Origin of the sequence: Micromonospora sp. Mcm103, assembly GCF_024519755.1 — a bacterium.
Taxonomy (GTDB): domain Bacteria; phylum Actinomycetota; class Actinomycetes; order Mycobacteriales; family Micromonosporaceae; genus Micromonospora; species Micromonospora aurantiaca.
In genome coordinates this window covers 355,036-376,008 of sequence record NZ_JALJRJ010000002.1, presented here as the reverse complement: position 1 = coordinate 376,008, position 20,973 = coordinate 355,036, and the positions used below count along the sequence as shown (strand labels likewise).

At 72.9% G+C, this 20,973-nt stretch carries 22 protein-coding genes; 10 read left to right on the top strand and 12 right to left on the bottom strand.

All coding sequences use genetic code 11. The features are described from left to right. The first annotated feature begins 2 nt into the window (after positions 1 to 2). A complete protein-coding gene (locus OC439_RS04300) occupies positions 3 to 536 on the top strand; it encodes a GNAT family N-acetyltransferase (RefSeq protein ID WP_262012299.1) in 534 nt (177 codons plus the stop codon). 1 nt (position 537) lies between these two features. On the opposite strand, the gene OC439_RS04295 is transcribed toward OC439_RS04300, so the two are convergent. From OC439_RS04295 to OC439_RS04275, 5 genes are read right to left on the bottom strand one after another with little or no spacing between them, the layout of a single operon-like run. Further along, positions 538 to 795 (bottom strand): UBP-type zinc finger domain-containing protein, encoded by a 258-nt coding sequence (locus OC439_RS04295; protein ID WP_262012298.1) that lies wholly within the window; start codon positions 793 to 795, stop codon positions 538 to 540. Then, complete coding sequence (locus tag OC439_RS04290) at positions 792 to 2,372, bottom strand: Na+/H+ antiporter (protein ID WP_262012297.1); 1,581 nt, start codon at positions 2,370 to 2,372, stop codon at positions 792 to 794. Before OC439_RS04290 ends, OC439_RS04295 begins: the two co-directional genes overlap by 4 nt. Before the next feature lie 37 nt (positions 2,373 to 2,409). Beyond that, positions 2,410 to 3,375: a TIGR03885 family FMN-dependent LLM class oxidoreductase gene (locus tag OC439_RS04285; RefSeq protein WP_262012296.1), complete on the bottom strand. Its 966-nt coding sequence runs from the start codon at positions 3,373 to 3,375 to the stop codon at positions 2,410 to 2,412. Between the two features lie 41 nt (positions 3,376 to 3,416). Continuing rightward, a complete protein-coding gene (locus OC439_RS04280) occupies positions 3,417 to 4,829 on the bottom strand; it encodes an NADP-dependent succinic semialdehyde dehydrogenase (RefSeq protein WP_262012295.1) in 1,413 nt (470 codons plus the stop codon). A 12-nt stretch (positions 4,830 to 4,841) separates the two neighbouring features. Beyond that, on the bottom strand, positions 4,842 to 5,105 hold the full coding sequence (locus OC439_RS04275) for a DUF6343 family protein (RefSeq protein WP_262012294.1): 264 nt from the start codon (positions 5,103 to 5,105) through the stop codon (positions 4,842 to 4,844). A gap of 162 nt (positions 5,106 to 5,267) precedes the next feature. On the opposite strand from OC439_RS04275, the gene OC439_RS04270 reads away from it, so the two are divergent. Further along, the gene (locus tag OC439_RS04270) at positions 5,268 to 5,861 is read left to right on the top strand and encodes an antibiotic biosynthesis monooxygenase (RefSeq protein ID WP_262012293.1); all 594 of its coding nucleotides are present in this window, start codon (positions 5,268 to 5,270) and stop codon (positions 5,859 to 5,861) included. A gap of 99 nt (positions 5,862 to 5,960) precedes the next feature. Further along, positions 5,961 to 6,815: a GDSL-type esterase/lipase family protein gene (locus OC439_RS04265; RefSeq protein WP_262012292.1), complete on the top strand. Its 855-nt coding sequence runs from the start codon at positions 5,961 to 5,963 to the stop codon at positions 6,813 to 6,815. Here OC439_RS04265 and OC439_RS04260 read toward each other — a convergent pair. From OC439_RS04260 to OC439_RS04250, 3 genes are all read right to left on the bottom strand, one after another. Continuing rightward, on the bottom strand, positions 6,792 to 7,535 hold the full coding sequence (locus tag OC439_RS04260) for an EcsC family protein (protein ID WP_262012291.1): 744 nt from the start codon (positions 7,533 to 7,535) through the stop codon (positions 6,792 to 6,794). The genes OC439_RS04265 and OC439_RS04260 overlap by 24 nt on opposite strands. Before the next feature lie 40 nt (positions 7,536 to 7,575). Next, positions 7,576 to 7,722, bottom strand: coding sequence for a hypothetical protein (locus OC439_RS04255; RefSeq protein WP_166456378.1), 147 nt, complete (start codon positions 7,720 to 7,722; stop codon positions 7,576 to 7,578). A 92-nt stretch (positions 7,723 to 7,814) separates the two neighbouring features. Continuing rightward, the gene (locus OC439_RS04250) at positions 7,815 to 8,660 is read right to left on the bottom strand and encodes a peptidase M23 (protein ID WP_262012290.1); all 846 of its coding nucleotides are present in this window, start codon (positions 8,658 to 8,660) and stop codon (positions 7,815 to 7,817) included. Positions 8,661 to 9,053: 393 nt separating this feature from the next. Between OC439_RS04250 and OC439_RS04245 the strand changes: the two genes are divergently transcribed. From OC439_RS04245 to OC439_RS04235, 3 genes are read left to right on the top strand one after another with little or no spacing between them, the layout of a single operon-like run. Continuing rightward, on the top strand, positions 9,054 to 9,974 hold the full coding sequence (locus OC439_RS04245) for a proteasome assembly chaperone family protein (protein WP_135239297.1): 921 nt from the start codon (positions 9,054 to 9,056) through the stop codon (positions 9,972 to 9,974). A gap of 37 nt (positions 9,975 to 10,011) precedes the next feature. Beyond that, positions 10,012 to 10,809, top strand: coding sequence for an exodeoxyribonuclease III (locus tag OC439_RS04240; protein WP_262012289.1), 798 nt, complete (start codon positions 10,012 to 10,014; stop codon positions 10,807 to 10,809). 25 nt (positions 10,810 to 10,834) lie between these two features. Further along, the gene (locus OC439_RS04235; RefSeq protein ID WP_018784922.1) at positions 10,835 to 11,149 is read left to right on the top strand and encodes an antibiotic biosynthesis monooxygenase family protein; all 315 of its coding nucleotides are present in this window, start codon (positions 10,835 to 10,837) and stop codon (positions 11,147 to 11,149) included. A gap of 106 nt (positions 11,150 to 11,255) precedes the next feature. Here the strand turns inward: OC439_RS04235 and OC439_RS04230 are convergent, their stop codons facing one another. Then, a complete protein-coding gene (locus OC439_RS04230; RefSeq protein ID WP_262012415.1) occupies positions 11,256 to 11,960 on the bottom strand; it encodes a class F sortase in 705 nt (234 codons plus the stop codon). Positions 11,961 to 12,328: 368 nt separating this feature from the next. Further along, on the bottom strand, positions 12,329 to 12,910 hold the full coding sequence (locus OC439_RS04225; protein WP_262012288.1) for a hypothetical protein: 582 nt from the start codon (positions 12,908 to 12,910) through the stop codon (positions 12,329 to 12,331). Positions 12,911 to 13,049: 139 nt separating this feature from the next. Here OC439_RS04225 and trmB point away from each other — a divergent pair, with 139 nt between their 5' ends. Both trmB and OC439_RS04215 read left to right on the top strand, forming a co-directional pair. Continuing rightward, a complete protein-coding gene (gene trmB / locus OC439_RS04220; RefSeq protein ID WP_262012414.1) occupies positions 13,050 to 13,676 on the top strand; it encodes a tRNA (guanosine(46)-N7)-methyltransferase TrmB in 627 nt (208 codons plus the stop codon). A gap of 61 nt (positions 13,677 to 13,737) precedes the next feature. Continuing rightward, the gene (locus OC439_RS04215) at positions 13,738 to 16,242 is read left to right on the top strand and encodes a DEAD/DEAH box helicase (protein ID WP_262012287.1); all 2,505 of its coding nucleotides are present in this window, start codon (positions 13,738 to 13,740) and stop codon (positions 16,240 to 16,242) included. Positions 16,243 to 16,388: 146 nt separating this feature from the next. Here the strand turns inward: OC439_RS04215 and OC439_RS04210 are convergent, their stop codons facing one another. Both OC439_RS04210 and OC439_RS04205 read right to left on the bottom strand, forming a co-directional pair. After that, positions 16,389 to 16,541, bottom strand: coding sequence for a hypothetical protein (locus OC439_RS04210; RefSeq protein ID WP_262012286.1), 153 nt, complete (start codon positions 16,539 to 16,541; stop codon positions 16,389 to 16,391). Beyond that, complete coding sequence (locus OC439_RS04205; RefSeq protein WP_262012285.1) at positions 16,538 to 16,849, bottom strand: transposase; 312 nt, start codon at positions 16,847 to 16,849, stop codon at positions 16,538 to 16,540. Before OC439_RS04205 ends, OC439_RS04210 begins: the two co-directional genes overlap by 4 nt. Positions 16,850 to 17,063: 214 nt before the next feature. Between OC439_RS04205 and OC439_RS04200 the strand changes: the two genes are divergently transcribed. After that, a complete protein-coding gene (locus OC439_RS04200) occupies positions 17,064 to 17,453 on the top strand; it encodes a hypothetical protein (RefSeq protein WP_262012284.1) in 390 nt (129 codons plus the stop codon). After that, positions 17,450 to 20,905, top strand: a complete 3,456-nt coding sequence (locus OC439_RS04195) for a tetratricopeptide repeat protein (RefSeq protein WP_262012283.1) — start codon at positions 17,450 to 17,452, stop codon at positions 20,903 to 20,905. Before OC439_RS04200 ends, OC439_RS04195 begins: the two co-directional genes overlap by 4 nt. Positions 20,906 to 20,973: the final 68 nt, after the last annotated feature.

Here is a 20,973-nt window from a genome sequence, read left to right as displayed (position 1 = left end):
GGATGACCGACCAGCAGAGCATCACCATCCGCCCGGGTGGACCCGGCGACGCCCCGACGCTGCTGCGGCTGCTCGACAGCGCCACCGCCTGGCTGGCCGAACTGGGGCGTACCGACCAGTGGGGCACCGAGCCGGCGTCGATCGACCCGCGCCGCATCGCCCAGGCCGACGCGTGGGCGGCCGGGAACGGCCTGTACCTCGCCGAGATCGACGCGACGGTGGCCGGCGCGCTGGTGGTGGGCGTGGCGACCGACTATGTGCCGCCCGCCACCGAGCCGGAGTTGTACGTGAACCTGCTGGTCACCGACCGCGCGTATGCGGGGCGCGGCGTGGGGGCGCGGTTGCTGGCGTACGCGGCGGAACTGGCCCGCGAACGCGGCGTCGGCCTGCTGCGGGTGGACTGCTTCCGCAGCCCCGACCGGGCGCTCGTGCGGTTCTACGAGGGCTGCGGGTTCACCGCCACCGAGCCGTTCACCGTGGAGCGGCCGGGCCGCCCGACGTGGACCGGGCAGGTGCTGGAGCGCCGGGTCGGCTGAGTCAGCCGATCTCCTCGTCCACGAAACACCAGCGCCACGACTCCCCCGGCTGGACCGACCGCATCACCGGGTGCCCGCTCGACTCGAAGTGCTTCGTGGCGTGCTGGTACGGCGACGAGTCGCAGCAGCCCACGTGCCCGCAGGTCAGGCAGGCGCGCAGGTGCACCCAGTCGGGGTTGCCGATGGCCACGCAGTCCGGGCACTCGGTCGTGGTGCCGGGCTCGGCGGTGCCCGCCTCGGCCAGGTGCTGGCAGCTCATTCGACGACCTCCTGTCGCAGCATGGACTCCTCCAGATCCAGATCACGGTAGGCGCGGGTGAGCACCTCCTCCGGGATCCGGCCGGAGTCGCGGGCGGCCCGGAACACCTCCCGCTCCGCGTCGATCATCTCCTGCCGCAGGCGCGCGTACGCCTGGGAGGGGGTTTCCCGTTCGGTGCCGCCGAGCCGCTCCCAGGCCAGGTTGGCCCGGGAGGTGGTCAGCCCGCGCAGGCGTTCCACCACCGCCTCCGGCGCGCCCTCGGCCAGTTCGTCGAGGCGTTCCCGGGCGGCCCGGCTGGCCCGCTGCTGCACCCCGGCGGCGGACAGCGCGTCCTGCACCGGGTCGTCCGCGGGCAGCCGCAGCCGCCGGGCCACCCAGGGCAGCGTGGCGCCCTGCCCGACGAGCGTCGCGACGATCACCGCGAAGGCCAGCCAGATGAGCAGCGCACGCGGGTACGGCGCGTCGCCGGCCAGCGTGAGCGGCAGGCCCAGCGCGGCGGCTAGCGTCACCACGCCCCGCATGCCGGCCCAGCCGATGACGACGGGGAACTGCACCGGCGGCGCCGGGTCGCGCTGCCGGATCCGGGGCACCAGCCGGGCCAGGTAGGTGGCCGGGAACACCCAGACGAACCGGGACAGGAAGACGGCGGCCAGCACCGCCGCGGTGATCGCGGCCAGCGAGCCGATCGGCTCGTCGAGGTCGCGTACCACCTCCGGCAGTTGCAGGCCGACCAGCAGGAACACCAGTCCTTCGAGCAGGAACCGGATCAGCCGCCAGAACGCGGTCACCTGGAGCCGGGAGGCGGCCGACAGCAGCGTGGGCAGCTTGTGGCCGATGCCGAGGCCGGTCACCACCACCGCGACCACGCCGGAGGCGTGGATCTCCTCGGCGGCGAAGACCACGGCGAACGGCACGATCAGCGACAGCGCGTTGTCCAGCACCGGGTCGGTGATGCGCTTGTGCAGGTAGCCGAAGACCACCACGCCCAGCAGGCCGACCAGGATGCCGCCGCCGGCCGCGACGACCACCTCGCGGGCCACGTCGCCGACGCCGACGCCGCCGGTGGTGGCGGTCGCGGCGACGATCGCCACCCGCAGCAGCACCAGCGCGGTGGCGTCGTTGACCAGGCTCTCGCCCTCCAGGATGGTGACGACCCGCCGGGGCAGGCCGACCCGCCGGGCCACCGCGGTGGCGGCGACCGCGTCCGGCGGCGCCACCACCGCGCCGAGCGCCAGGCAGATCGCGTACGGCAGTTCGGGCAGGAACCAGTGCACGACGGTGCCCACCGCGAACGCGGTGAAGACGACCAGCCCGACGGCGAGCAGCAGGATCGGCCGCAGGTTGAGCCGGAACGCCGGCACCGACGTCTCCAGCGCCGCCACGTAGAGCAGCGGCGGCAGGATGCCCACCAGCACCAGGTCCGGGTCCAGCCGCACGTGCGGGAAGAACGGCAGGTAGGACAACGCGAGGCCGAGCACCACCAGCAGGATCGGCGCGAGCAGGCCGAGCCGGCGGGCCAGCGCCGCACCGAAGGTCGCGATGGCCAGGAAGACCACGACCTCGAACAGAGCATCCACGAACGCCGAGCCTAAGCGCCGACGGGCAGATGTGTGATCAGGCGGCGGAGCGCAGCTTCGGCAGCACCTCGGCGCCGAACGTGTCGATGAACGCGCGCTGCTCCTGCCCGACGTGGTGCAGCGCGATCTGGTCGAAGCCCAGCGCCACGTACTCCTCCAGCCAGCCGATGTGCCGGCCCAGGTCGGCGGAGACGTTCACGGTCTCGGCGACCTTGGACATCGGCACGTCGGCGCTCGCCACGTCGAAGTGCTCGGGGGTCTCCAGGTCCCAGCAGACCGGCGGCGCGAACACGTTGCTGCGCCACTGCTCGTACGCGATCGCCTCGGCCTGCTCCTGCTCGGGCGCCCAGCTCACGTGCACCTGGAGGTGCAGCGGGCCGCGTCCGCCCGCGTCCCGGTAGGCGTCGATCATCCGCCGCAGGTGCTCGACCGGCGCGTTGACGGTGATCAGTCCGTCCGCCCACTCGGCGCACCAGCGCGCGGTGGCGACGCTGACCGCGGCGCCGACCAGGGCTGGCGGCTCCTCCGGCCGGGTCCACAGCTTCGCCCGGTCCACTGTGACGAGCCCGTCGTGGCTGACCTCCTCGCCGGCCAGCAGCGCCCGGATCACGTCGACGCACTCACGCAGCCGGGCGGTACGGATGTCCTTGCGCGGCCAGACCTCGCCGGTGATGTGCTCGTTCGAGGCCTCGCCGGTGCCCAGCGCGGCCCAGAACCGGCCCGGGTACATGGCGCCGAGTGTGCCGATGGCCTGCGCGATGATCGCCGGGTGGTAGCGCTGGCCGGGCGCGTTCACCACGCCGAAGGACAGGTTCGTGGCCTGGAGCGCGGCACCGAGCCAGGACCAGGCGAACCCGGACTGGCCCTGCCGCTCGCTCCACGGCGAGAAGTGGTCGGAGCACATGGCCGCGTCGAAGCCGGCGCGCTCGGCGTGGATCACCGCCTCCAGCAGCCGGGCCGGGTGGATCTGCTCGTGGGATGCGTGGAAGCCGAACGCCGTCATGGTGGGCTTTCCTACCCGTGACGGCGTCCGGCCAATCGCGTCTACTCGGAGTGGGCGCCGGCGCCCGCGCCGGCCTCGCCCTCGCCGATCCACACGGTCTTGGTGTTGCAGAACTCGCGCATGCCGGCGGCGGACAGCTCGCGGCCGTACCCGGAGTTCTTCACGCCGCCGAACGGCAGCTCCGGATAGGACGTGGTCATGCCGTTTATGAACACGTTGCCGGCGTCCAGGTCGACGGTGAAGCGCTCCTGCTCGGCCGGGTCGTTGGTCCAGGCGTTTGAGCCGAGGCCGAAGCTGGTGCCGTTGGCGACGGCGATGGCCTCGTCGTACGAGCCGACCCGGTAGAGCCCGGCGACCGGCCCGAACACCTCCTCGGACCACATCCGCATCTCCGGGCGCAGGTCGGTGACCACAGTCGGCGGGTAGTACCAGCCGTCCCCGGCCGGCTTCTCGCCGCCGCAGAGCACCGTCGCGCCCTGGTCCACCGCGTCGGTGACCTGCGCGTGCACCTCGTCGCGGCCGCGCTCGCTGGCCAGCGGGCCGACGTCGGTGCCGTCGTCCATCGGGTCGCCGACCCGCAGCGCCGCCATCCGGGCGGCGAACTTCTCGGCGAACGCGTCGAACACGTCGGTGTGCACGATGAACCGCTTCGCGGCGATGCAGGACTGCCCGTTGTTCTGGCAGCGGGCGGTGGTGGCGACCTCGGCGGCGGTGTCGAGGTCGGCCGAGGGCATCACCACGAACGGGTCGCTGCCGCCCAGCTCCAGCACCGTTTTCTTGATCTCCCGGCCGGCGATCTGGGCGATGGACCGGCCAGCCGGCTCGCTGCCGGTGAGGGTGGCGGCGCGGACGCGGGGGTCGCTGAGGATCCGGTCGACCGCGTCGGAGCCGACCAGCAGCGTGGTGAACGCGCCCTCGGGGAAACCGGCCCGGCGGAACAGGTCCTCCAGGTAGAGCGCGGTCTGCGGCACGTTGGAGGCGTGCTTGAGCAGGCCGGTGTTGCCCGCCATCAGGGCCGGTGCGGCGAACCGCATCACCTGCCACAGCGGGAAGTTCCACGGCATCACCGCGAGCACCGGGCCGATCGGCTGGTAGCGCACGTATGCCCGCTTCGCCTTGACCGCGGCGGCGTCGGCCGGCTCGTCGGCGAGCATCCGGGGCGCGTTCTCGGCGTAGAAGCGGCAGGCGGTGGCGCACTTGGTGACCTCCGCCTTCGCGGCGGCGTACGTCTTGCCCATCTCGGTGGTCATCAGCCGGGCCGTCTCGTCGCGCTCGGCGTCGAGCAGGTCGGCGGCGGCGACGAGCCAGCGGGCCCGCTGCGCGATGGTGGTGTCGCGCAACTGCCGGAAGGCGAGGTCGGCCCGCTCGATCGCGGCGTCGATCTGCTCGTCCGACATCGCCTCGTACGTCTTGAGCACCTGTCCGGTGGCGGGATTGGTGGTGGCGATGGGCATCTCGTACTCCTGTCACTCGAACAGCGAGTGCCGCACGCCCGGTTCCTCCCGGCGGCGCGCGGCGCGGCGGCGCTGGATCACGACCAGGTCGACCACCGCCACCACGGCGAGCAGCGCGCAGACGACACCCAGCCAGGCGATGTTCGCGGCGAACGCGAGCACCGCGAAGACGGTCATCACGACCAGACCGAACGTGGCGAGCGCGAGCCGCAGGTTCAGGGCGCTGTTCGCGTGGCCGACCGTGCCGCGGGCACGGCGGGGCTGTGATCGGGTCATTCCTGGGGCCTACCCCGGCACGGGCGGGGATAACCGGCCGGGGCGGGAACGCCGGTGATCCGGGACACCCGGCGGGCAGGCGCCGGATGCGCCCGGACAGCGGGTGCGTTACATCGGTGCGCCGGTACCGGCGGAGATCCCGCGGACGGTGGAGAGGATGGCATGACCACGACGCAGGCCGTACCCGTTACCGTCGCCGTGTCCCGGCGCGCCGACCCGGCGCGTACCGACGAGGTGGTGGCGTGGATGCGGGCCGGGACGGCGCTCGCGGAGAGCTTCCCGGGCTTCCTCGGCGCCGGTTTCGTCCGTAGCGCGCCCGGATCCGGTGAGTGGCACGTGATGTACCGCTTCGCCGACGCGGACACGCTGCGCGACTGGGAGGACTCGCCGCAGCGGCGCTGGTGGCTCAGCTCGGCGCAGGGCATGGTCGAGCACACCCGGGTGGAGCGGCGGACCGGCATCGAGGGCTGGTTCGACCCGCCGGTGGACCATGTGGTCGAGACGTTCGGCGAGCCGGAACCGGCCGCGCCGCCGCGCTGGAAGCAGGCGGTCACGATCTGGCTGGCGTTCTTCCCGCTCAGCCTGGCCGCCACGCTGCTGACCACCCGGTTCCTCGCCGGCGTGCCGCTGGCCGGCCGGACGCTGCTGATGACGCTCGTGCTCACCCCGCTGATGACCTACCTGGTGCTGCCCCGGATCACCCGGGCGCTGCACCGGTGGCTGCACGGCCGGCCTGCGCCGACACGACAGATGTGAACGACAGTGGTCGATGCCCGATAGCCGACAGAACCGCCACCGGGGTCCCGCCGGGGCATAGGGTCGACGCGCCCGTTGCCGCCGCCGGACGGGGGACCGATGAGACGCTGGATCGCCGCGCTGGCCTGCCTGGCGGCGCTCGTCGCGCTGGCCTGTGACGGCTCCGGCGAGGCGTCACCCCGGCCGTCCGGCACACCCGCCCCCGGCGAACCCCGGGTGCTGGTCGCGCTCGGCGACTCGGTCAGCACCGGCTACGGCTCCTGCCTGGTGCTGGTGAGCTGCGAACGCAACTCCTGGTCGACCGGGGACGGCCTGCGGGTGGAGAGCCTCTACCGGCGGCTGCGCGCCGACGCGCCGGGGCTGCGGGCGTACAACCGGGCGGTGCCCGGGGCCCGCGCGGCCGCGCTGACCGGCCAGGCCCGGTCGGCGGTACGCGACAAGGCCGACCTGGTCACCGTGCTGATCGGGGCGAACGACGCCTGCCGGGGCGACGTCGACGACATGACGCCGGTCGCCACCTTCCGCGACCAGGTCGACGCGGCGCTGGGCGTGCTGCGCGAGGGCCGGCCGAAGGCCCGGGTGCTGGTGGTCAGCATCCCGGACCTGTACCGGCTCTGGCAGATCGGGCACACCGAGCCCCGCGCCGTGCGGGCCTGGTCGCGGGGCGTCTGCCCGTCGCTGCTCGCAGGCGCCACGTCGACCGCACCCGCCGCGGCGGCCCGCCGGGCCCGCGTCAAGGACCGGATCGAGGCGTACGACGGGCAACTGCGCGCCGCCTGCCGGGCGTACGGGTCGCGCTGCCGGTGGGACGGCGGCGCGGTGCACCGCCACCGCTTCGACCTGGACCAGGTCAACGCGCTCGACTGGTTCCACCCGAACGCGACCGGGCAGGGCCGGCTGGCCGAGGTGGCCTGGAACGCCTCCGGCTGGTCAGGGCTGACGCGGGCCCGGTAGCTGCCGGGGACCGCCGGCGCGGTAGACGGCACGCGTACGGTCGGCCAGTTCCTTGGTGGCCGCCGAGTTGGCCCAGGTGCCCAGCACGATCGCGGCGCCCGGCACGACCTTGGCGAACATCCGCTTGGCGGCACGTACCCCGGCCATCCGGGCCAGCCGGACCCCGAGCTGGAGCATCACCCGGCCCAGCGCCCGGTCACCGGCGGAGCCGAACAGGGCACCGGCCCGTTCCCGGCCGGCGGCCACGCCGAGCGCGAGACGGGCCGTCTCGGCGACCTTGTGCACCCGCTGGAGCACCAGCAGGTCGGTGGCCCGGTCCGGGTGCGCCGGGTCGACGCCGTAGGCGGCCGCGACGTGCAGCACCAGCCGGGCCTGGGTCCAGGCCAGCACGCCCACGTCGATCACCGCGCCGGGCAGCCCGGCCGCGCCGGACACCGCACCGGAGAGCCGGGCGTGGTTGACGAACTTGCGGACCACCTGGTCGGCCAGGTGCTCCGGCGGGGCGTCCGGCCGCAGCGCCCGTTCCCGGGCGGCCCACTGCGCGGCCTCCGGGCCGAGCCGGCGTACCGCCTCCAGGGCCAGGTGCTCCGGCGCGTACTGCGGGTCGTCCCGCATCCGGTCCCACAGCTTGGCCGGTGGCGCCTCGGGCGCCTCCACCGGCGGGACGGGGGCGGTGGGGACGGCGTTGGGCTCCCCGTCGACGGGGGCGGGGTCGGTCACGAAGGGCTCCGGAGGGCTCGTGCGGCGGGGGTGACGCGGGTCAGCGCCGGCGCGACTGCAGCCGGGTCGCGATCTGCCGCAGCCGGGCCTGGTTCTCCGGCTTCGACATCTCACGCCGGCCGCGGTCGACCAGCTGCTGGCCTCGCGGCGACCGCAGGAAGGCGGTGATCCGTTGCATCAGCGACATGGTGTCCTCCGTCCGCGGTCCCCTTCATGTGTACCTGGGACCGGCAAGCCTCTGATACCCGAATCGGCCCTTCGGCAACCACCCCGTCCGGGTCAGCCCAGGATCTCGGCCACCACCTTGCCGGCGCGCCACTCGTGCTGGGCGTACGCGTCGGGGAACGCCGAGATCTGCACCGCCTGGGCGGCCGCCGAGAGCGGCAGGCTCTGCCAGCCGGGGATCTCGGCCAGCGCGGACAGGAACGCCTTCGTCGCGTACTCCGGGTCCATCAGCTGCTCGACGGTGCCCCAGCCGCTGCTCGGGCGCTGCTGGAACAGTCCGACCGAGTCGTGGTCCCAGCCGATCGCCTGGTGCGGGTAGTTCTGCGACTCGGGCAGCACGCCGCTGGCGTAGTTGAGCAGGGTGCTCTCCTGCATGGCCGTGGCCACCGCGATGACCAGGGCGCGGCGCGGCATGCCCATCTCCTTGCCGGCCTGCACGATCTTCTTCGCGTTGTTCATCTGGGTGCGGTCCAGGCCGGCGACCGGGACGATCTGCCGGACGGTCTTCTTCGGCTTGGGCTTGGCGGTCGCCTTGGGGCTCGCCGTCGCGGACGGGGTGGCGCTGGGGCTGGCGGGGGCGGTGCTCGGCCGGGCCATGGCCCGGGAGGCCGGGTCGACCTCCGCGCGCTCGGCGACCTCCGCCGAGGGCGCCGGGGTGGCGGCGCGGTCCGGGGCGCCGAAGCCGGCCTGGCTGACGCCGACCAGGCCGAGGCAGCAGGCCGCGCCGGTGGCGACCGCCAGCTTCGTCCGGCCGGGCCGGGGGTTCGTGGGTGCCCAGAAGCGGGTACGCCGGACCAGTCCCCGGAGTGTGGTCAACCGGTTGGTGGAGGGGGTATCGTCCGAACGGTCAGCCGGGCGGCCGGAGCCGAACGGGTCGTCGAGGTTGCCGTCGTTACGCATCCGACGAGGCTAGGCAGGGCAAACCGGGATCACCCAGGCCGAAAGGGTGGCCCTCGCCACACTTTGGCCATTCCGAAGCGGACGGCCCTCCCCAGCGCGGGCCGCCGGACCACGGACCTCGGGAACCGGACAAATCACCCGGGCGACGGCGCGCGCGGCGGCGCGGGCAGGAACGCCGCAGACCTCCCGGTCCCGCCCGATGATCGACTAACTCGTCCGTTCGGACGATCCGGATATGGGTCGCCGGACCGGGGCGTAGCCGAATCGTGATCATCATCCGGGCATCGGACGTGGCCGTAACGGAATGGACCACCCACCCCGGTACGTTTGCCGAACCGGGGAGTCCGCACACTCGGCGCTCCCCCGCACGCGTCGACAGGGAGGACCCCACCGGTGCTCGATCCACACGAGCTCTACGAACTCACCGACGAGCTGCCCGAGCTCGGCCAGCCGGTGCTGATCCAGGCGCTCACCGGCTTCGTCGACGCCGGCAACGCCACCCGGCTGGCCCGGGAACAGCTGCTCACCTCGCTCGACGCCCAGGTCGTCGCCCGCTTCGACGTGGACCAGGTCTTCGACTACCGCTCCCGCCGCCCGGTGATGACGTTCGTCGAGGACCACTGGGAGTCCTACGACGCCCCGGCGCTGGAGCTGCACCTGCTGCGCGACGACGACGAGACCCCGTTCCTGCTGCTCACCGGCCCCGAACCGGACCTGCAGTGGGAGCGTTTCGTGGCCGCCGTCGCCGGGCTCAGCGCCCGCCTCGACGTCCGGCTCACCGTCGGGCTCAACTCGATCCCGATGGCGGTGCCGCACACCCGGCCCAGCGGCGTCACCGCGCACGCCACCCGCAAGGAACTGATCGCCGGGCACGAGCCGTGGCTGCAGAAGGTGCAGGTGCCGGCCGGCGTCGGTCACCTGCTGGAGTACCGCCTCGGCGAGCAGGGGCGCGACGCCCTCGGCTTCGCCGCGCACGTGCCGCACTACGTGGCCCAGGCCGAGTACCCGGCCGCCGCCGAGGCGCTGCTGTCCGCCGTGTCCCGCAGCACCGGCCTGCTGCTGCCAGTCGAGGCGCTGCGGACCGCGGCCGAGGCGGTCCGGGTGGAGATCGACCGCCAGGTCACCCAGACCGAGGAGGCGGCGACGCTGGTCCAGGCGCTGGAGGAGCAGTACGACGCGTTCGCCCGCGGCCGGGGCGAGAAGAGCCTGCTCGCCGGCGAGACCGGGCCGCTGCCCACCGCCGACGAACTCGGCGCCGAGCTGGAACGCTTCCTCGCCGAGCAGACCCGCCCCGGCGACACCCCGGAGCGCTGAGGCGGCGGGGCGGGCGGCGATGCGGCAGGCTGGGGACATGCGCCTGGCGACCTGGAACGTCAACTCGGTGAAGGCCCGCCTGCCCCGGCTGCTCGACTGGCTGGCCACCACGAAACCCGACGTCGTGTGCCTGCAGGAGACCAAGTGCCCCGACGGGGCGTTCCCGGTCGCCGAGGTGGGCGAGCTGGGCTACGAGGTGGCCAGCCACAGCGACGGGCGATGGAACGGCGTCGCCGTGCTGTCCCGGGTCGGGCTGGCCGACGTGACTGTCGGCTTCCCCGGCGAGCCCGGGTTCCCCGAGCCCGAGGCCCGCGCCATCTCGGCCACCTGCGACGGGCTGCGGGTCTGGTCGGTGTACGTGCCGAACGGCCGCGCGCCGGACGACCCGCACTACGCGTACAAGCTGGCCTGGTTCGCGGCGCTGCGCGACGCCCTCGAACCGGAGGTGGCCGGCGCGCTGCCGGTGGCCGTCTGCGGGGACTTCAACGTGGCGCCCACCGACGCCGACGTCTGGGACCCGGCGCTGTTCGTCACCTCCACCCACGTCACCCCGGCCGAGCGGGCCGCCCTCGCCGCGCTGCGCGACCTGGGACTGGAGGACGTGGTGCCGACGCCGATGAAGGGGCCGCACCCGTTCACGTACTGGGACTACCGGGCCGGGATGTTCCACCAGAACAAGGGCATGCGGATCGACCTGGTGTACGCGAGCGCGTCGTTCGCCCGCGCGGTCCGTTCCGCGTACGTGGACCGGGAGGCCCGCAAGGGCAAGGGCCCCTCCGACCACGCCCCGATCGTGGTCGACGCGGACCTGGCACCGGTCGTCGAGACGTTCTGAGCGCGGCGCTGGTTAGGGTGGACACATGGCTGTCGTGAAGATCAACGCGATCGACGTCCCGTCCGGCGCCGGCGAGGAGCTGGAGAAGCGGTTCGCGGCCCGGGCCGGCGCGGTGGAGAACTCCCCCGGCTTCCTCGGCTTCGAGCTGCTGCGCCCGGTCGCCGGGGACACCCGCTACTTCGTGTACACGCGCTGGGAGAGCGAGGAGGCCTATCAGGCGTGGGCGCAGGGCCCGTCCCGGGCCGCGCACGCCGAGGGCGGCGAACCCCGCAAGCCCGTCGCCACCGGCGCCACCCTGCTGGAGTTCGAGGTGGTCCAGCAGGTCCCCGCGAAACCCTGACTTTCTTTCAGTCGATCATGAAGTTGGCGGCACTCACCGTCCGTTTTGTCACCGCAAACCTCATGATCGACACGGTCAGGGCGGGGGACGTGCCGGGTGGGGGTGGTCAGCTCGCCAGGGACGCGAAGACGATCACGTTGTCCTGGTAGCCGGTACGGCCGCCCACCCACTCGCCGCCGCACGTGATCAGGCGCAGCTCGGCGGGGCCGGAGTCGCCGTAGACCCGGGCGGCGGGCAGGTTCGACTTGTCGAAGTACTCGACGCTGTCCACCGTGAAGCTCACCACGCTGCGGTCGGCGCGGGTCACCTGGATCCGGGCGCCCGGCTTGAGCGAGCGCAGCCGGTAGAAGACGGCCGGGCCGCTCTTGGTGTCGACGTGGCCCACGATGATCGCCCGGCCCGGGTCGCCGGGCACCGCTCCCCTGTCGTACCAGCCGGTCTGGTCGTGCTCGGTCAGCGGCGGTACGTCCACCGAGCCGTCCTTCGCCTGCCCGACCGGGGTCACCGGCGCGTTGACCTTGATAGCCGGCACGGCCAGGCGTACCGGCCGGCTCGCCGGCTTCCGGACCGGCGCGGCAGCACTCGCCCGGGCCACCGCACCCGACCCGGTCGACCGGCTCGACTCGGTGGACGCGTCGGCGAAGTCGAACGGCCCGGCCGTGCGCCCGAGGCCGGCCCCGGTGGCGAACACGCCGACCAGCACCAGCACCACTGCCAGCGGCTTCGACCAGGAGCCCCGGCCCCGGTCTTCCCTGGCAGGCGGCGCCGATGGCGGTTCGACAGGCGGCGGCCCGGCGGGCCGGGGGCGCAGGGCCGGCGGATCGGCGGACGGCGGGTACCACGGTCGCGACGCGGCGGGCGGCGGCATCCACGGCCGCGCCCCGGAGACCGGCACGGCCGACGACCCGGTCCCGGCGGTCGGACCCGTCCCGGCGGACGACCCGGTCCCGGCGGTCGGACCCATCCCGGCAGCCGGCCTGTCCCCCGAGCGCGGGCCGGTCCGGGGCGCGGCGGCCGGATCAGCCCTGGAGAACCGGGCCGCCTCGGCAGGCGGGCCGGCCCGGGACGGGCGGGCGGTGCCGGCCGGTGGCGCGGCGGGCGGAGGCAGGGCGAGGAACGGCCGGCCGGAGCGCCGGGATCCGGCGGGCGGCGGAACGAAGTGCTCGGCCATGACCGGCCTCAGCGTCCGGCGGCGCCGCGGGCCTGCCGGCGGGACGCGGCCACGCCGAGCCCGGCGCCGACCACTGTCACCGCCAGCCCGACCGGCACCAGCAGGCCACCGAGCCCGGGGCCGGCGGTGCCGCCGAAACCGGTCGCCGGGCCGCGGCTGGGCAGGTGACTGGGCGGGTGGGTCGGCTGCCGGGTGGGCTGCCCCTGCTTGACCACCTGGAGCATGGTGGAGGCGGTCTCCCCGCCCGGGCACTCCAGCTTGACCCGGTAGTTGCCGGGCCGGGTGCGCTCGTGGACCATCGGCGAGGCGGTGAGCAGGCCGCGCTGCGGCTGCACCTGGACCCTGCCGAACGCGTCCGAGGTGACGATCGCCGGCACGGTGTTGTTCCGGCAGCTCGCCCGGATGCCGACGAGGTAGCCGGGCGAGACGGTGCCCGGGGTGACCTCCACGAAGATCACGTCGGCCGGGGGCTGTTCCGGCACCGGTTCGGCGGCGCGCGGCGCGGCCTGGGTGGGCAGCGCGCCGGCCAGCGGGGCGGCGCACGCGGCGGCCGCGACCAGCAGCGCCCTACGTACCCTGAACGACCCCATGACCCCTCCCGGCGTACGGGATGAATCCTCTCACCCCTGGGCGCACATCACATCCGATCCGGGCTAGGCTCGGGTCGCTGTGACCCTCCCCGACATCGCCGCCGGCCGCATCCGCACCTTCCATCCGCGTCGCGGACGGATGAGCGAGCGGCAGCGCGACGCGCTCACCCGGCTCTGGCCCGCGTACGGCCTGGAGATCGCCGCCCTCGACGGGCCGTGCGATCCGACGACGCTGTTCGGACGACGGGCGCCGCTGGTACTGGAGATCGGCTCCGGCATGGGCGACGCCACCGCCGCCATGGCGGCGGCCGACCGGGACCGACACTATCTGGCGGTCGAGGTCCATACGCCGGGAATCGCCAACCTGCTCGACCTGGTGGAACGCCACGGTCTGGACAACGTACGGGTGGCCGAGGGCGACGCGTTGGACCTGGTCCGCGCCATGCCGGAGGGCTGCCTGGACGCGGTGCACGTCTTCTTCCCCGACCCGTGGCCGAAGACCCGGCACCACAAGCGGCGGATCATCGCGCCGGCGCACGTGGCGCTGCTGCGGTCCCGGCTGGCGCCGGGCGGCACGCTGCACTGCGCGACCGACTGGGCCGAGTACGCCGAGTCGATGCGCGAGACGCTCACCGCCGACCCGGAGCTGGTCGACGTGTACGGCGGCTACGCGCCCCGCCCTGGGCACCGGCCGGTGACGAAGTTCGAACGCCGCGCGCTGGCCGCCGGCCGGGAGGTCTTCGACCTGATCCACCGGCGGCACTGAAGCCGGCGCACTGAACCCGGTTGGCGCGGCCGGGTGTGATCCAGGCACGATGGGAGCCGCCATGACTCTCACCGCCGCGCTGCCGAAGACCGCCGATCCCGACACCCTCTACGACGCGTTCGCCTCCTGGGCGTCCGAGCGCGGCCTGGACCTCTATCCCCATCAGGAGGAGGCGGTCATCGAGATCGTCTCCGGCGCGAACGTGATCATGAATACGCCGACCGGCTCGGGCAAGAGCCTGGTGGCGATCGCGGCGCACTTCGCGGCGCTGGCGGACGACCGGACGACCTTCTACACCGCGCCGATCAAGGCGCTGGTCTCGGAGAAGTTCTTCGCGCTGTGCGAGGTCTTCGGCGCGGAGAACGTCGGCATGCTCACCGGCGACGCCAGCGTCAACGCGGACGCGCCGATCATCTGCTGCACCGCGGAGATCCTGGCCAACCTGGCGCTGCGCGAGGGCCGCCGCGCCGACGTCGGCCAGGTGATCATGGACGAGTTCCACTTCTACGCCGAGCCGGACCGCGGCTGGGCCTGGCAGGTGCCGCTGATCGAGCTGCCGCAGGCCCAGTTCGTGCTGATGTCGGCCACGCTCGGCGACACCACCCGCTTCGTTGACGACCTGAGCCGGCGCACCGGGCGGCCGACCGCCGTCGTCCGCTCGGCCGAGCGGCCGGTCCCGCTCCTCTTCTCGTACGCGACCACGCCGCTGCACGAGACCCTGGAGGAGCTGCTGGAGACCAAGCAGGCCCCGGTGTACGTCGTGCACTTCACCCAGGCCGCCGCGCTGGAACGCGCCCAGGCGCTGATGAGCGTGAACGTCTGCACCCGTGCCGAGAAGGACATGATCGCGAGTGCGATCGGCAACTTCCGGTTCACCTCCGGCTTCGGCAAGACGCTGTCCCGGCTGGTCCGGCACGGCATCGGCGTGCACCACGCGGGCATGCTCCCCAAGTACCGCCGCCTGGTCGAGACGCTCGCCCAGGCCGGCCTGCTCAAGGTCATCTGCGGTACCGACACGCTCGGCGTCGGCATCAACGTGCCGATCCGTACCGTGCTGTTCACCGGCCTGAGCAAGTACGACGGCACCCGGACCCGGCTGCTCAAGGCCCGCGAGTTCCACCAGATCGCCGGCCGGGCCGGGCGGGCCGGGTTCGACACGCTGGGCCGGGTCGTGGTGCAGGCCCCCGAGCACGTGATCGAGAACGAGAAGGCCCTCGCGAAGGCCGGTGACGACCCGAAGAAGCGCCGCAAGGTGGTGAAGAAGAAGCCGCCGGAGGGCTCGATCGGCTGGGGCGAGCCGACGTTCCAGCGCCTGGTCGAGGCCGAGCCGGAGCCGCTCACCTCCAGCTTCCAGGTCAGCCACTCGATGCTGCTCAACGTGATCGGCCGCCCCGGCGACGCGTTCGCCTCGATGCGTCACCTGCTCACCGACAACCACGAGGACCCGGCCGCGCAGCGCCGGCACATCCGCCGGGCCATCGCCATCTACCGGGCGCTGCGCGCCGGCGGCGTGGTCGAGGAGCTGCCGGAGCCGGACGAGACCGGCCGCCGGGTACGCCTCACCGTCGACCTCCAGCTCGACTTCGCGCTCAACCAGCCGCTGTCACCGCTGGCGCTGGCCACAGTCGAACTGCTCGACCGGGAGTCGCCGTCGTACGCGCTCGACGTGCTCAGCGTGATCGAGTCGATCCTGGACGACCCGCGCCAGGTGCTGTCCGCGCAGCAGTTCAAGGCCCGTGGCGAGGCGGTCGCCGCGATGAAGGCGGAGGGCATCGAGTACGAGGCACGCCTCGAACTGCTCGACGACGTGACCTGGCCCAAGCCGCTCGCCGAGCTGCTGGACTCCGCGTACGAGATGTACCGGCAGGGCCATCCGTGGGTCGCCGACCACCAGCTCTCCCCCAAGTCGGTGGTCCGCGACATGTACGAGCGGGCGATGACGTTCCCCGAGTACGTCCAGTTCTACGGGCTGTCCCGCTCCGAGGGGCTGGTGCTGCGGTACCTCGCCGACGCGTACAAGACGCTGCGGCAGACCGTCCCCGAGGACGCGAAGACCGAGGAACTGGTCGACCTCATCGAGTGGCTGGGCGAGCTGGTCCGCCAGGTCGACTCCAGCCTGATCGACGAGTGGGAGCGGCTGCGCAACCCGTCGGACGTGGCCGAGGTGGCCGCCTCGCTGGACGACCGGCCGCCGGCGGTGACGCGCAACGCGCGGGCGTTCCGGGTGCTGGTGCGCAACGCGATGTTCCGCCGCGTCGAGCTGGCCGCGCTGCGGCGCTGGGACCTGCTCGGCGAGCTGGACGCGGGCGACGGCTGGAACGCCGACGCCTGGGCCGACGCGCTGGAGCCGTACTTCGAGACGTACGACTCGATCGGGGTGGGGCCGGACGCGCGCGGGCCGGCGCTGCTGATGATCGAGCAGGGCCGCGAGAAGTGGACCGTACGGCAGATCCTGGACGACCCGGACGGCGACCACGACTGGGGCATCAGCGCCGAGATCGACCTCGCCGCCTCCGACGAGACCGGCGCGGCGGTGGTCCGGGTGACCGACGTGGGTCAGCTGTAGCGGCGGCGCGCCGAGGCGGGCCGCCGTTCATCGTGCGCGCCGCGCGTGGGCTGTCGTCCGGCGGGCGTCGCGCCAGGCGATGAGGGCCGTCCGTACCCGGGGCGGGCAGACCGCCACGCCCCGGCGGCGGGCGCCGAGCTGGTCGATCAGCCAGAGATCAAGCCCAGGTCGACCAGGTCCCGGTCAGAAGGCTGCCCGGCCTGTTTCACCCACTGGTAGTAGGTCGACTCGGCAATGTTCAGGACCCGTAGCAGGAGCGCGACCGCGAAGCGGTCACTGTGTTCGTCGATGAACCTCATGACCGTCGCCGGGTCGGGCCGAGCTCCGACGCGAAATAACTGCTGGCAGCACGCAGGATCTCATTCACCCGCCGCAGCTCAGCGACCTCTTCCCGCAGCCGGCGGTTCTCCTCCGCCATCTCGCTGGTCGGCCGGTCATGACGCTCACCCGCATCAGCCTCGGCCTGCCGGATCCAGTTACGCAACGCCTCGTGATGCACGTTCAGCTGCTCGGCCAGACGCCGAATGGTCGGCTTCGGGTCCGACTCGCGATACAAGCGCACAGCACGCGCCCGCAGCTCGTCGGGGTACTTCTTCGGTGCTGCCACGGATACTTCCTCCCCATGATCAGTCGATCATGTTTGAGAAGCTCCGCCAAACCGGGGGAAGCTCACCACGTCCGCCGCGGCATCCCCACGCCGCCATGCAACCACGCGCCGCGGTAGTAACGACTTCATCGGTTCAGCCAGTCCGACCATCGGGTAATCGAAAGATCACCAAACGTGTATGGCTCCCGTAGACTGCAGGCAGGGGGTGGTTGCCATGCCTCATCGGACAAGCCGCTGGATCTGGACCGGCCGCGTTGTCTTCGCGGTGATCGTGCTCGCGCTGATCGGCTACCTCGTGGCGGCCGGCCTTGACCGGGCGGACAAGATCGCGAGTTGTGCTGCGCTGGTCGTCGCGGTCGCCGCCTTGGCCGCGCCCTATCTGCTGCCGACCTCGACCGCGCAGGAGCAGCCCGCGGACCAGCACCCTGCGGATCAGGTCGAGAACAGCGGCACGGCACAGGCCACTGACGGCGGCCAGGCCACCACGGGCCTCGAGACCGCCGACGGCGGCGACCGGCCTGTGCGGGTGGCCGACACGGGAAAGGCGGTCGCCAAGGGGCCCGGCTCGACGGCGAACACCGGCGTCGTGCGGCGGCGGTCGTGACCGAAGGCCCGACCGTCCGTAACACCGGCGACGGGGAGGCCAGTGATGGCGCGTTCGTCAACACCGGCTACTTCGAGGGCGACGTCCACATCCATCACGCGGGGAAGGCGACGCTGAAATCGTTGCTGCGCACTGCGCCGGTGGATGGGAGGCTACCGCGGGTCCGCGATGTCGACCCGCACTCCGTCGGTGCCACGCCGACGCGGCACTCGCTCGCTGGCGCGGCACCGTACGTCGCGCGCCAAGCCGACCATGAGCTGCGGGCCGCACTCGCCGCCGAGCCGTTCGTGCTGGTGGTGGGGGCCACGAAGGCCGGCAAATCGCGGACGGCGTTCGAGGCGGTGCTTGCCTTCGCCCCGGGCGCGGCCTTTGTGCATCCGGTGGCCGGGCGGGGGGCCGTACGCGAAATCCTGGAAATCGACGTAAGAACCCCGATCGATGCCGGCGAGCTGGTGATCTGGCTCGACGACCTGCACGCGTACCTCGACGCGGGCGCGCTCGACGTGGCCGAGCTCGACCTGGCCGCGAAGCGCGAGCCGCGGGCGGTCGTCGTGGCCACGATTCCCTCGTCACGTAGCGGCGACGCCGAGCCAGCCCGGCTCGTGCTGCATCGGGCCCGGCGCGGCCGGGTCCATCTGCCACGCGCGCTGGACCGGGACGAACTCGACCTGGCCCGGCAGCTCTACCCGGGCGAGGACTTCAGTGATCCGCTGGTGGGTGTCGCCGAGCGGCTGGTCGCCATCGAGGAACTGGCCATGCGCCTTGCGGCGGCGGAGGACGAGAACCCGCACGGCTTCGCGGCCACGCAAGCGGCGATCGACTGGATCAGGATGGGCCGTCCCCGACCGCTGACCGGCGAGCGCCTGCGGGAGCTCTACGCGCGCGAGATGGACCACCTGTTTCCCTGGCCGCATCCCGACGACGCCGGCTTTCTGACCGGTGTCGACTGGGCCTGCAGGCCCGCGATCTCGCAGGTCGCCCTGGTCCGGTACTACCAGGCCCTCGGCGTCTACGACGCGCTCGACTACTTCGCCGACCAGGCGGATGAGCAAGGCCGGCCGATCCCGGACGGCGCTTGGCGGTACGCGGTCGAGGTGAGCGACTCGGCGGAGCTGGTCACGGTGGGCGCAGCGGCCATTCGCGCCGGCGAGCCGGATCGGGCTGCGACGATACTGACGGCCGCGGCCGGCCAGGGCGAGCCCCGCGCATGGGTCCTGCTGGGCAACCTCGCCGCCGAGCGCGGCGATCCGGAGGCCGCCGAGCAGTTCTACCGGCAAGCCGCCGACGCGGGCGAGCCGGACGCTCTCTCGGCTATCGGCCTGCTCTGCGCCCGGCTCGGGCGTGCTGAGGAGGCCGAGGCTTGGCTGCGCGCGGCCGCGCAGGTCGACGCGGACCCGAACGTCGCCTACGAGCTCGGCCGGCTGGCCGCCGAACGCGACGACCTGGTCGAGGCGGAGTACTGGGCCCGCGCGGCGGTGGCGGGTGGCCTGCGCGAAGCCTTGGTGCCGCTGGCCCGCCTGCTCGCCGGCACCGGCCGCGAAGAGGAGGCGCTCGCGTTCTACGGGGACGCCGGGCAAGGCGACGACCCGCCGGCGCTGCTGGCCCGCGCGGAGGCGGCCGAGCTGCGCGGCGAGCACCAGGAAGCGCTGCGCTTGTCCGTCCAGGCCGTGGAGGGCGGCGACCTCGCGGCCGTGGCCGCCCTCGCCCAGCGATACCTGGACATCGAGGATCACGCCGCGGCCGAGCCCTTGTTACGCCGTCTGGTGGACGGGACCGGCGACCCTGTCTGCCGGAACTACCTCGGCAACGTCCTGCACTTGCTCGGCCGGCCGGCGGAAGCCGTCACGTGCTACCTACCCGCGGCGGACCACGACCCGCAGATCGCCCTGAACCTGGTCATGGCCTACGCATCGATCGGCAACACCGTGGCGAGCGAGGAATGGCTCGCCCGCGCAGCCGCCACTGGGCTGCCGGAGGCGGTGACCGAGCTCGGCAACCTCCGATTCGAGCAAGGTGACCTGGCCGAGGCGAAACGGCTCTACGAAACCGTGGAGGCCGCCTACGAGCTCGGCGTCGTCGCGGAGTGCGACGGCGACGTCTCCGGCAAGATCCGGTGGTACGGGAAAGCGGCCCGTGCCGGGGATCCGCGGGCCGCCGCGCGCCTCGGCCACATCCTCGCCGATCAGGATCGCCTGGTCCCTGCCGAGTACTGGCTGCGCCGCGCCGACATCGAGAACGATCCCGCGGCGGAGCGGCTCCTGCGGTCAGTGAGGTTCCGCCGGCAGCAACGGCGCGGCCGCCACCTGGCGTCGACGCCCGCAGGAGAGACGGACCTTCGCGCAGCCGCCGAAGCTGGCGATGCGGAATCAATGGTCGCGCTGGCAAAGCTGCTGGCCGCGCGCGACGAGCCGAGCGGCGAGGAGCTCGCCTGGTGGGAGGAGGCCTTCCACCAGGGCCACCTGGAGGCCGTCGTCGTGCAAGGCATGTTGCTAGAACTCGCATACCGGGGCGAGGAGGCGCTGAACCTGTTCACCTCCGCTGCCGAACGGAGCAGCGCCGAGGCCGCCTGGCGCGCGGCCGGTGTATTGCTCAGAACGGGCCGCGCACGCGAGGCCGAACGCTGGCTGCGTCAGGCCGCCTACGCCGGAAACGCCGAAGCCGCCCACAACCTTGCCGTCTTGGCGTCGCTGAGCGGGGACATGACAACGGCGCGGCGGTGTAGCCGCAAGGCGGCCGAGGCCGGATGCGCACCCGCCATGCAGGCCTACGGCTGGCTGCTGTGGGACGACGGCGATCGCGCGGGCGCCCGGGACTGGTGGCTGCGAGCCTTCGAGGCCGGACGGGCGAACGCGGCGGTCAGTCTGGCCCAGGAACGCGACGACGAGCAGGAGACCGAACGCTGGCTACGGCTCGCGGCCGAACGGGACGACCCGGATGGCTGCTTTCTGCTCGGGGTGACCCGAGAACGGGCGGAAGCCGATGACGAGGCGATGACTTGGTACGCGAAGGCCGCAGACCAGGGCCACCCCGAGGGAACGTACCGGCTTGCGCTGCTGACCGAGAGGGGCGGCGACCGGCCGAGCTCCGAACCGATCTATCTGCGGGCCGCCGTCGCCGGTCACGCCGGGGCCGCGTACAGCATCGCCGACCTGCTGGCCCGGCGGCAGCTGCACAGCCTGGCCGAGCACTGGTATCGCAAGGCCGCGCTGGCCGGGCACGCCCGGGCCGCCCTGCACGTCGGTGCCTACATCGACATGCGCAACCCTGGCGATCCCGAAGCCGTCGCCTGGTTCACGCGCTGGAAGCAGAACGAGGACGGCCCGATGATGCGCTACCAGGCGCCGTACGTCGATCCGGAGCAGATGAGTGTCACCATCATCCTCACCCGGCGCGAGCCCGGTGGTGACGCCTTGTACGCCATCTCCGTCCCGGTCATGACAATTCACTTCTAACTTGTTTAACCGGTGCGGTATGGCCCGAGGCACCGTGAGCTCCTTTTTCTACGCTGAACGTGGAGCCG

What these genes read in the sequence shown, in the direction of transcription:
- OC439_RS04300 (WP_262012299.1), top strand. Translation starts at nt 3, where the DNA reads ATGACCGACCAGCAGAGCATCACCATCCGCCCGGGTGGACCCGGCGAC.
- OC439_RS04295 (WP_262012298.1), bottom strand. Translation starts at nt 795, where the DNA reads ATGAGCTGCCAGCACCTGGCCGAGGCGGGCACCGCCGAGCCCGGCACC.
- OC439_RS04285 (WP_262012296.1), bottom strand. Translation starts at nt 3,375, where the DNA reads ATGACGGCGTTCGGCTTCCACGCATCCCACGAGCAGATCCACCCGGCC.
- OC439_RS04280 (WP_262012295.1), bottom strand. Translation starts at nt 4,829, where the DNA reads ATGCCCATCGCCACCACCAATCCCGCCACCGGACAGGTGCTCAAGACG.
- OC439_RS04275 (WP_262012294.1), bottom strand. Translation starts at nt 5,105, where the DNA reads ATGACCCGATCACAGCCCCGCCGTGCCCGCGGCACGGTCGGCCACGCG.
- OC439_RS04270 (WP_262012293.1), top strand. Translation starts at nt 5,268, where the DNA reads ATGACCACGACGCAGGCCGTACCCGTTACCGTCGCCGTGTCCCGGCGC.
- OC439_RS04265 (WP_262012292.1), top strand. Translation starts at nt 5,961, where the DNA reads ATGAGACGCTGGATCGCCGCGCTGGCCTGCCTGGCGGCGCTCGTCGCG.
- OC439_RS04255 (WP_166456378.1), bottom strand. Translation starts at nt 7,722, where the DNA reads ATGTCGCTGATGCAACGGATCACCGCCTTCCTGCGGTCGCCGCGAGGC.
- OC439_RS04250 (WP_262012290.1), bottom strand. Translation starts at nt 8,660, where the DNA reads ATGCGTAACGACGGCAACCTCGACGACCCGTTCGGCTCCGGCCGCCCG.
- OC439_RS04240 (WP_262012289.1), top strand. Translation starts at nt 10,012, where the DNA reads ATGCGCCTGGCGACCTGGAACGTCAACTCGGTGAAGGCCCGCCTGCCC.
- OC439_RS04235 (WP_018784922.1), top strand. Translation starts at nt 10,835, where the DNA reads ATGGCTGTCGTGAAGATCAACGCGATCGACGTCCCGTCCGGCGCCGGC.
- OC439_RS04225 (WP_262012288.1), bottom strand. Translation starts at nt 12,910, where the DNA reads ATGGGGTCGTTCAGGGTACGTAGGGCGCTGCTGGTCGCGGCCGCCGCG.
- trmB (WP_262012414.1), top strand. Translation starts at nt 13,050, where the DNA reads ATGAGCGAGCGGCAGCGCGACGCGCTCACCCGGCTCTGGCCCGCGTAC.
- OC439_RS04215 (WP_262012287.1), top strand. Translation starts at nt 13,738, where the DNA reads ATGACTCTCACCGCCGCGCTGCCGAAGACCGCCGATCCCGACACCCTC.
- OC439_RS04210 (WP_262012286.1), bottom strand. Translation starts at nt 16,541, where the DNA reads ATGAGGTTCATCGACGAACACAGTGACCGCTTCGCGGTCGCGCTCCTG.
- OC439_RS04200 (WP_262012284.1), top strand. Translation starts at nt 17,064, where the DNA reads ATGCCTCATCGGACAAGCCGCTGGATCTGGACCGGCCGCGTTGTCTTC.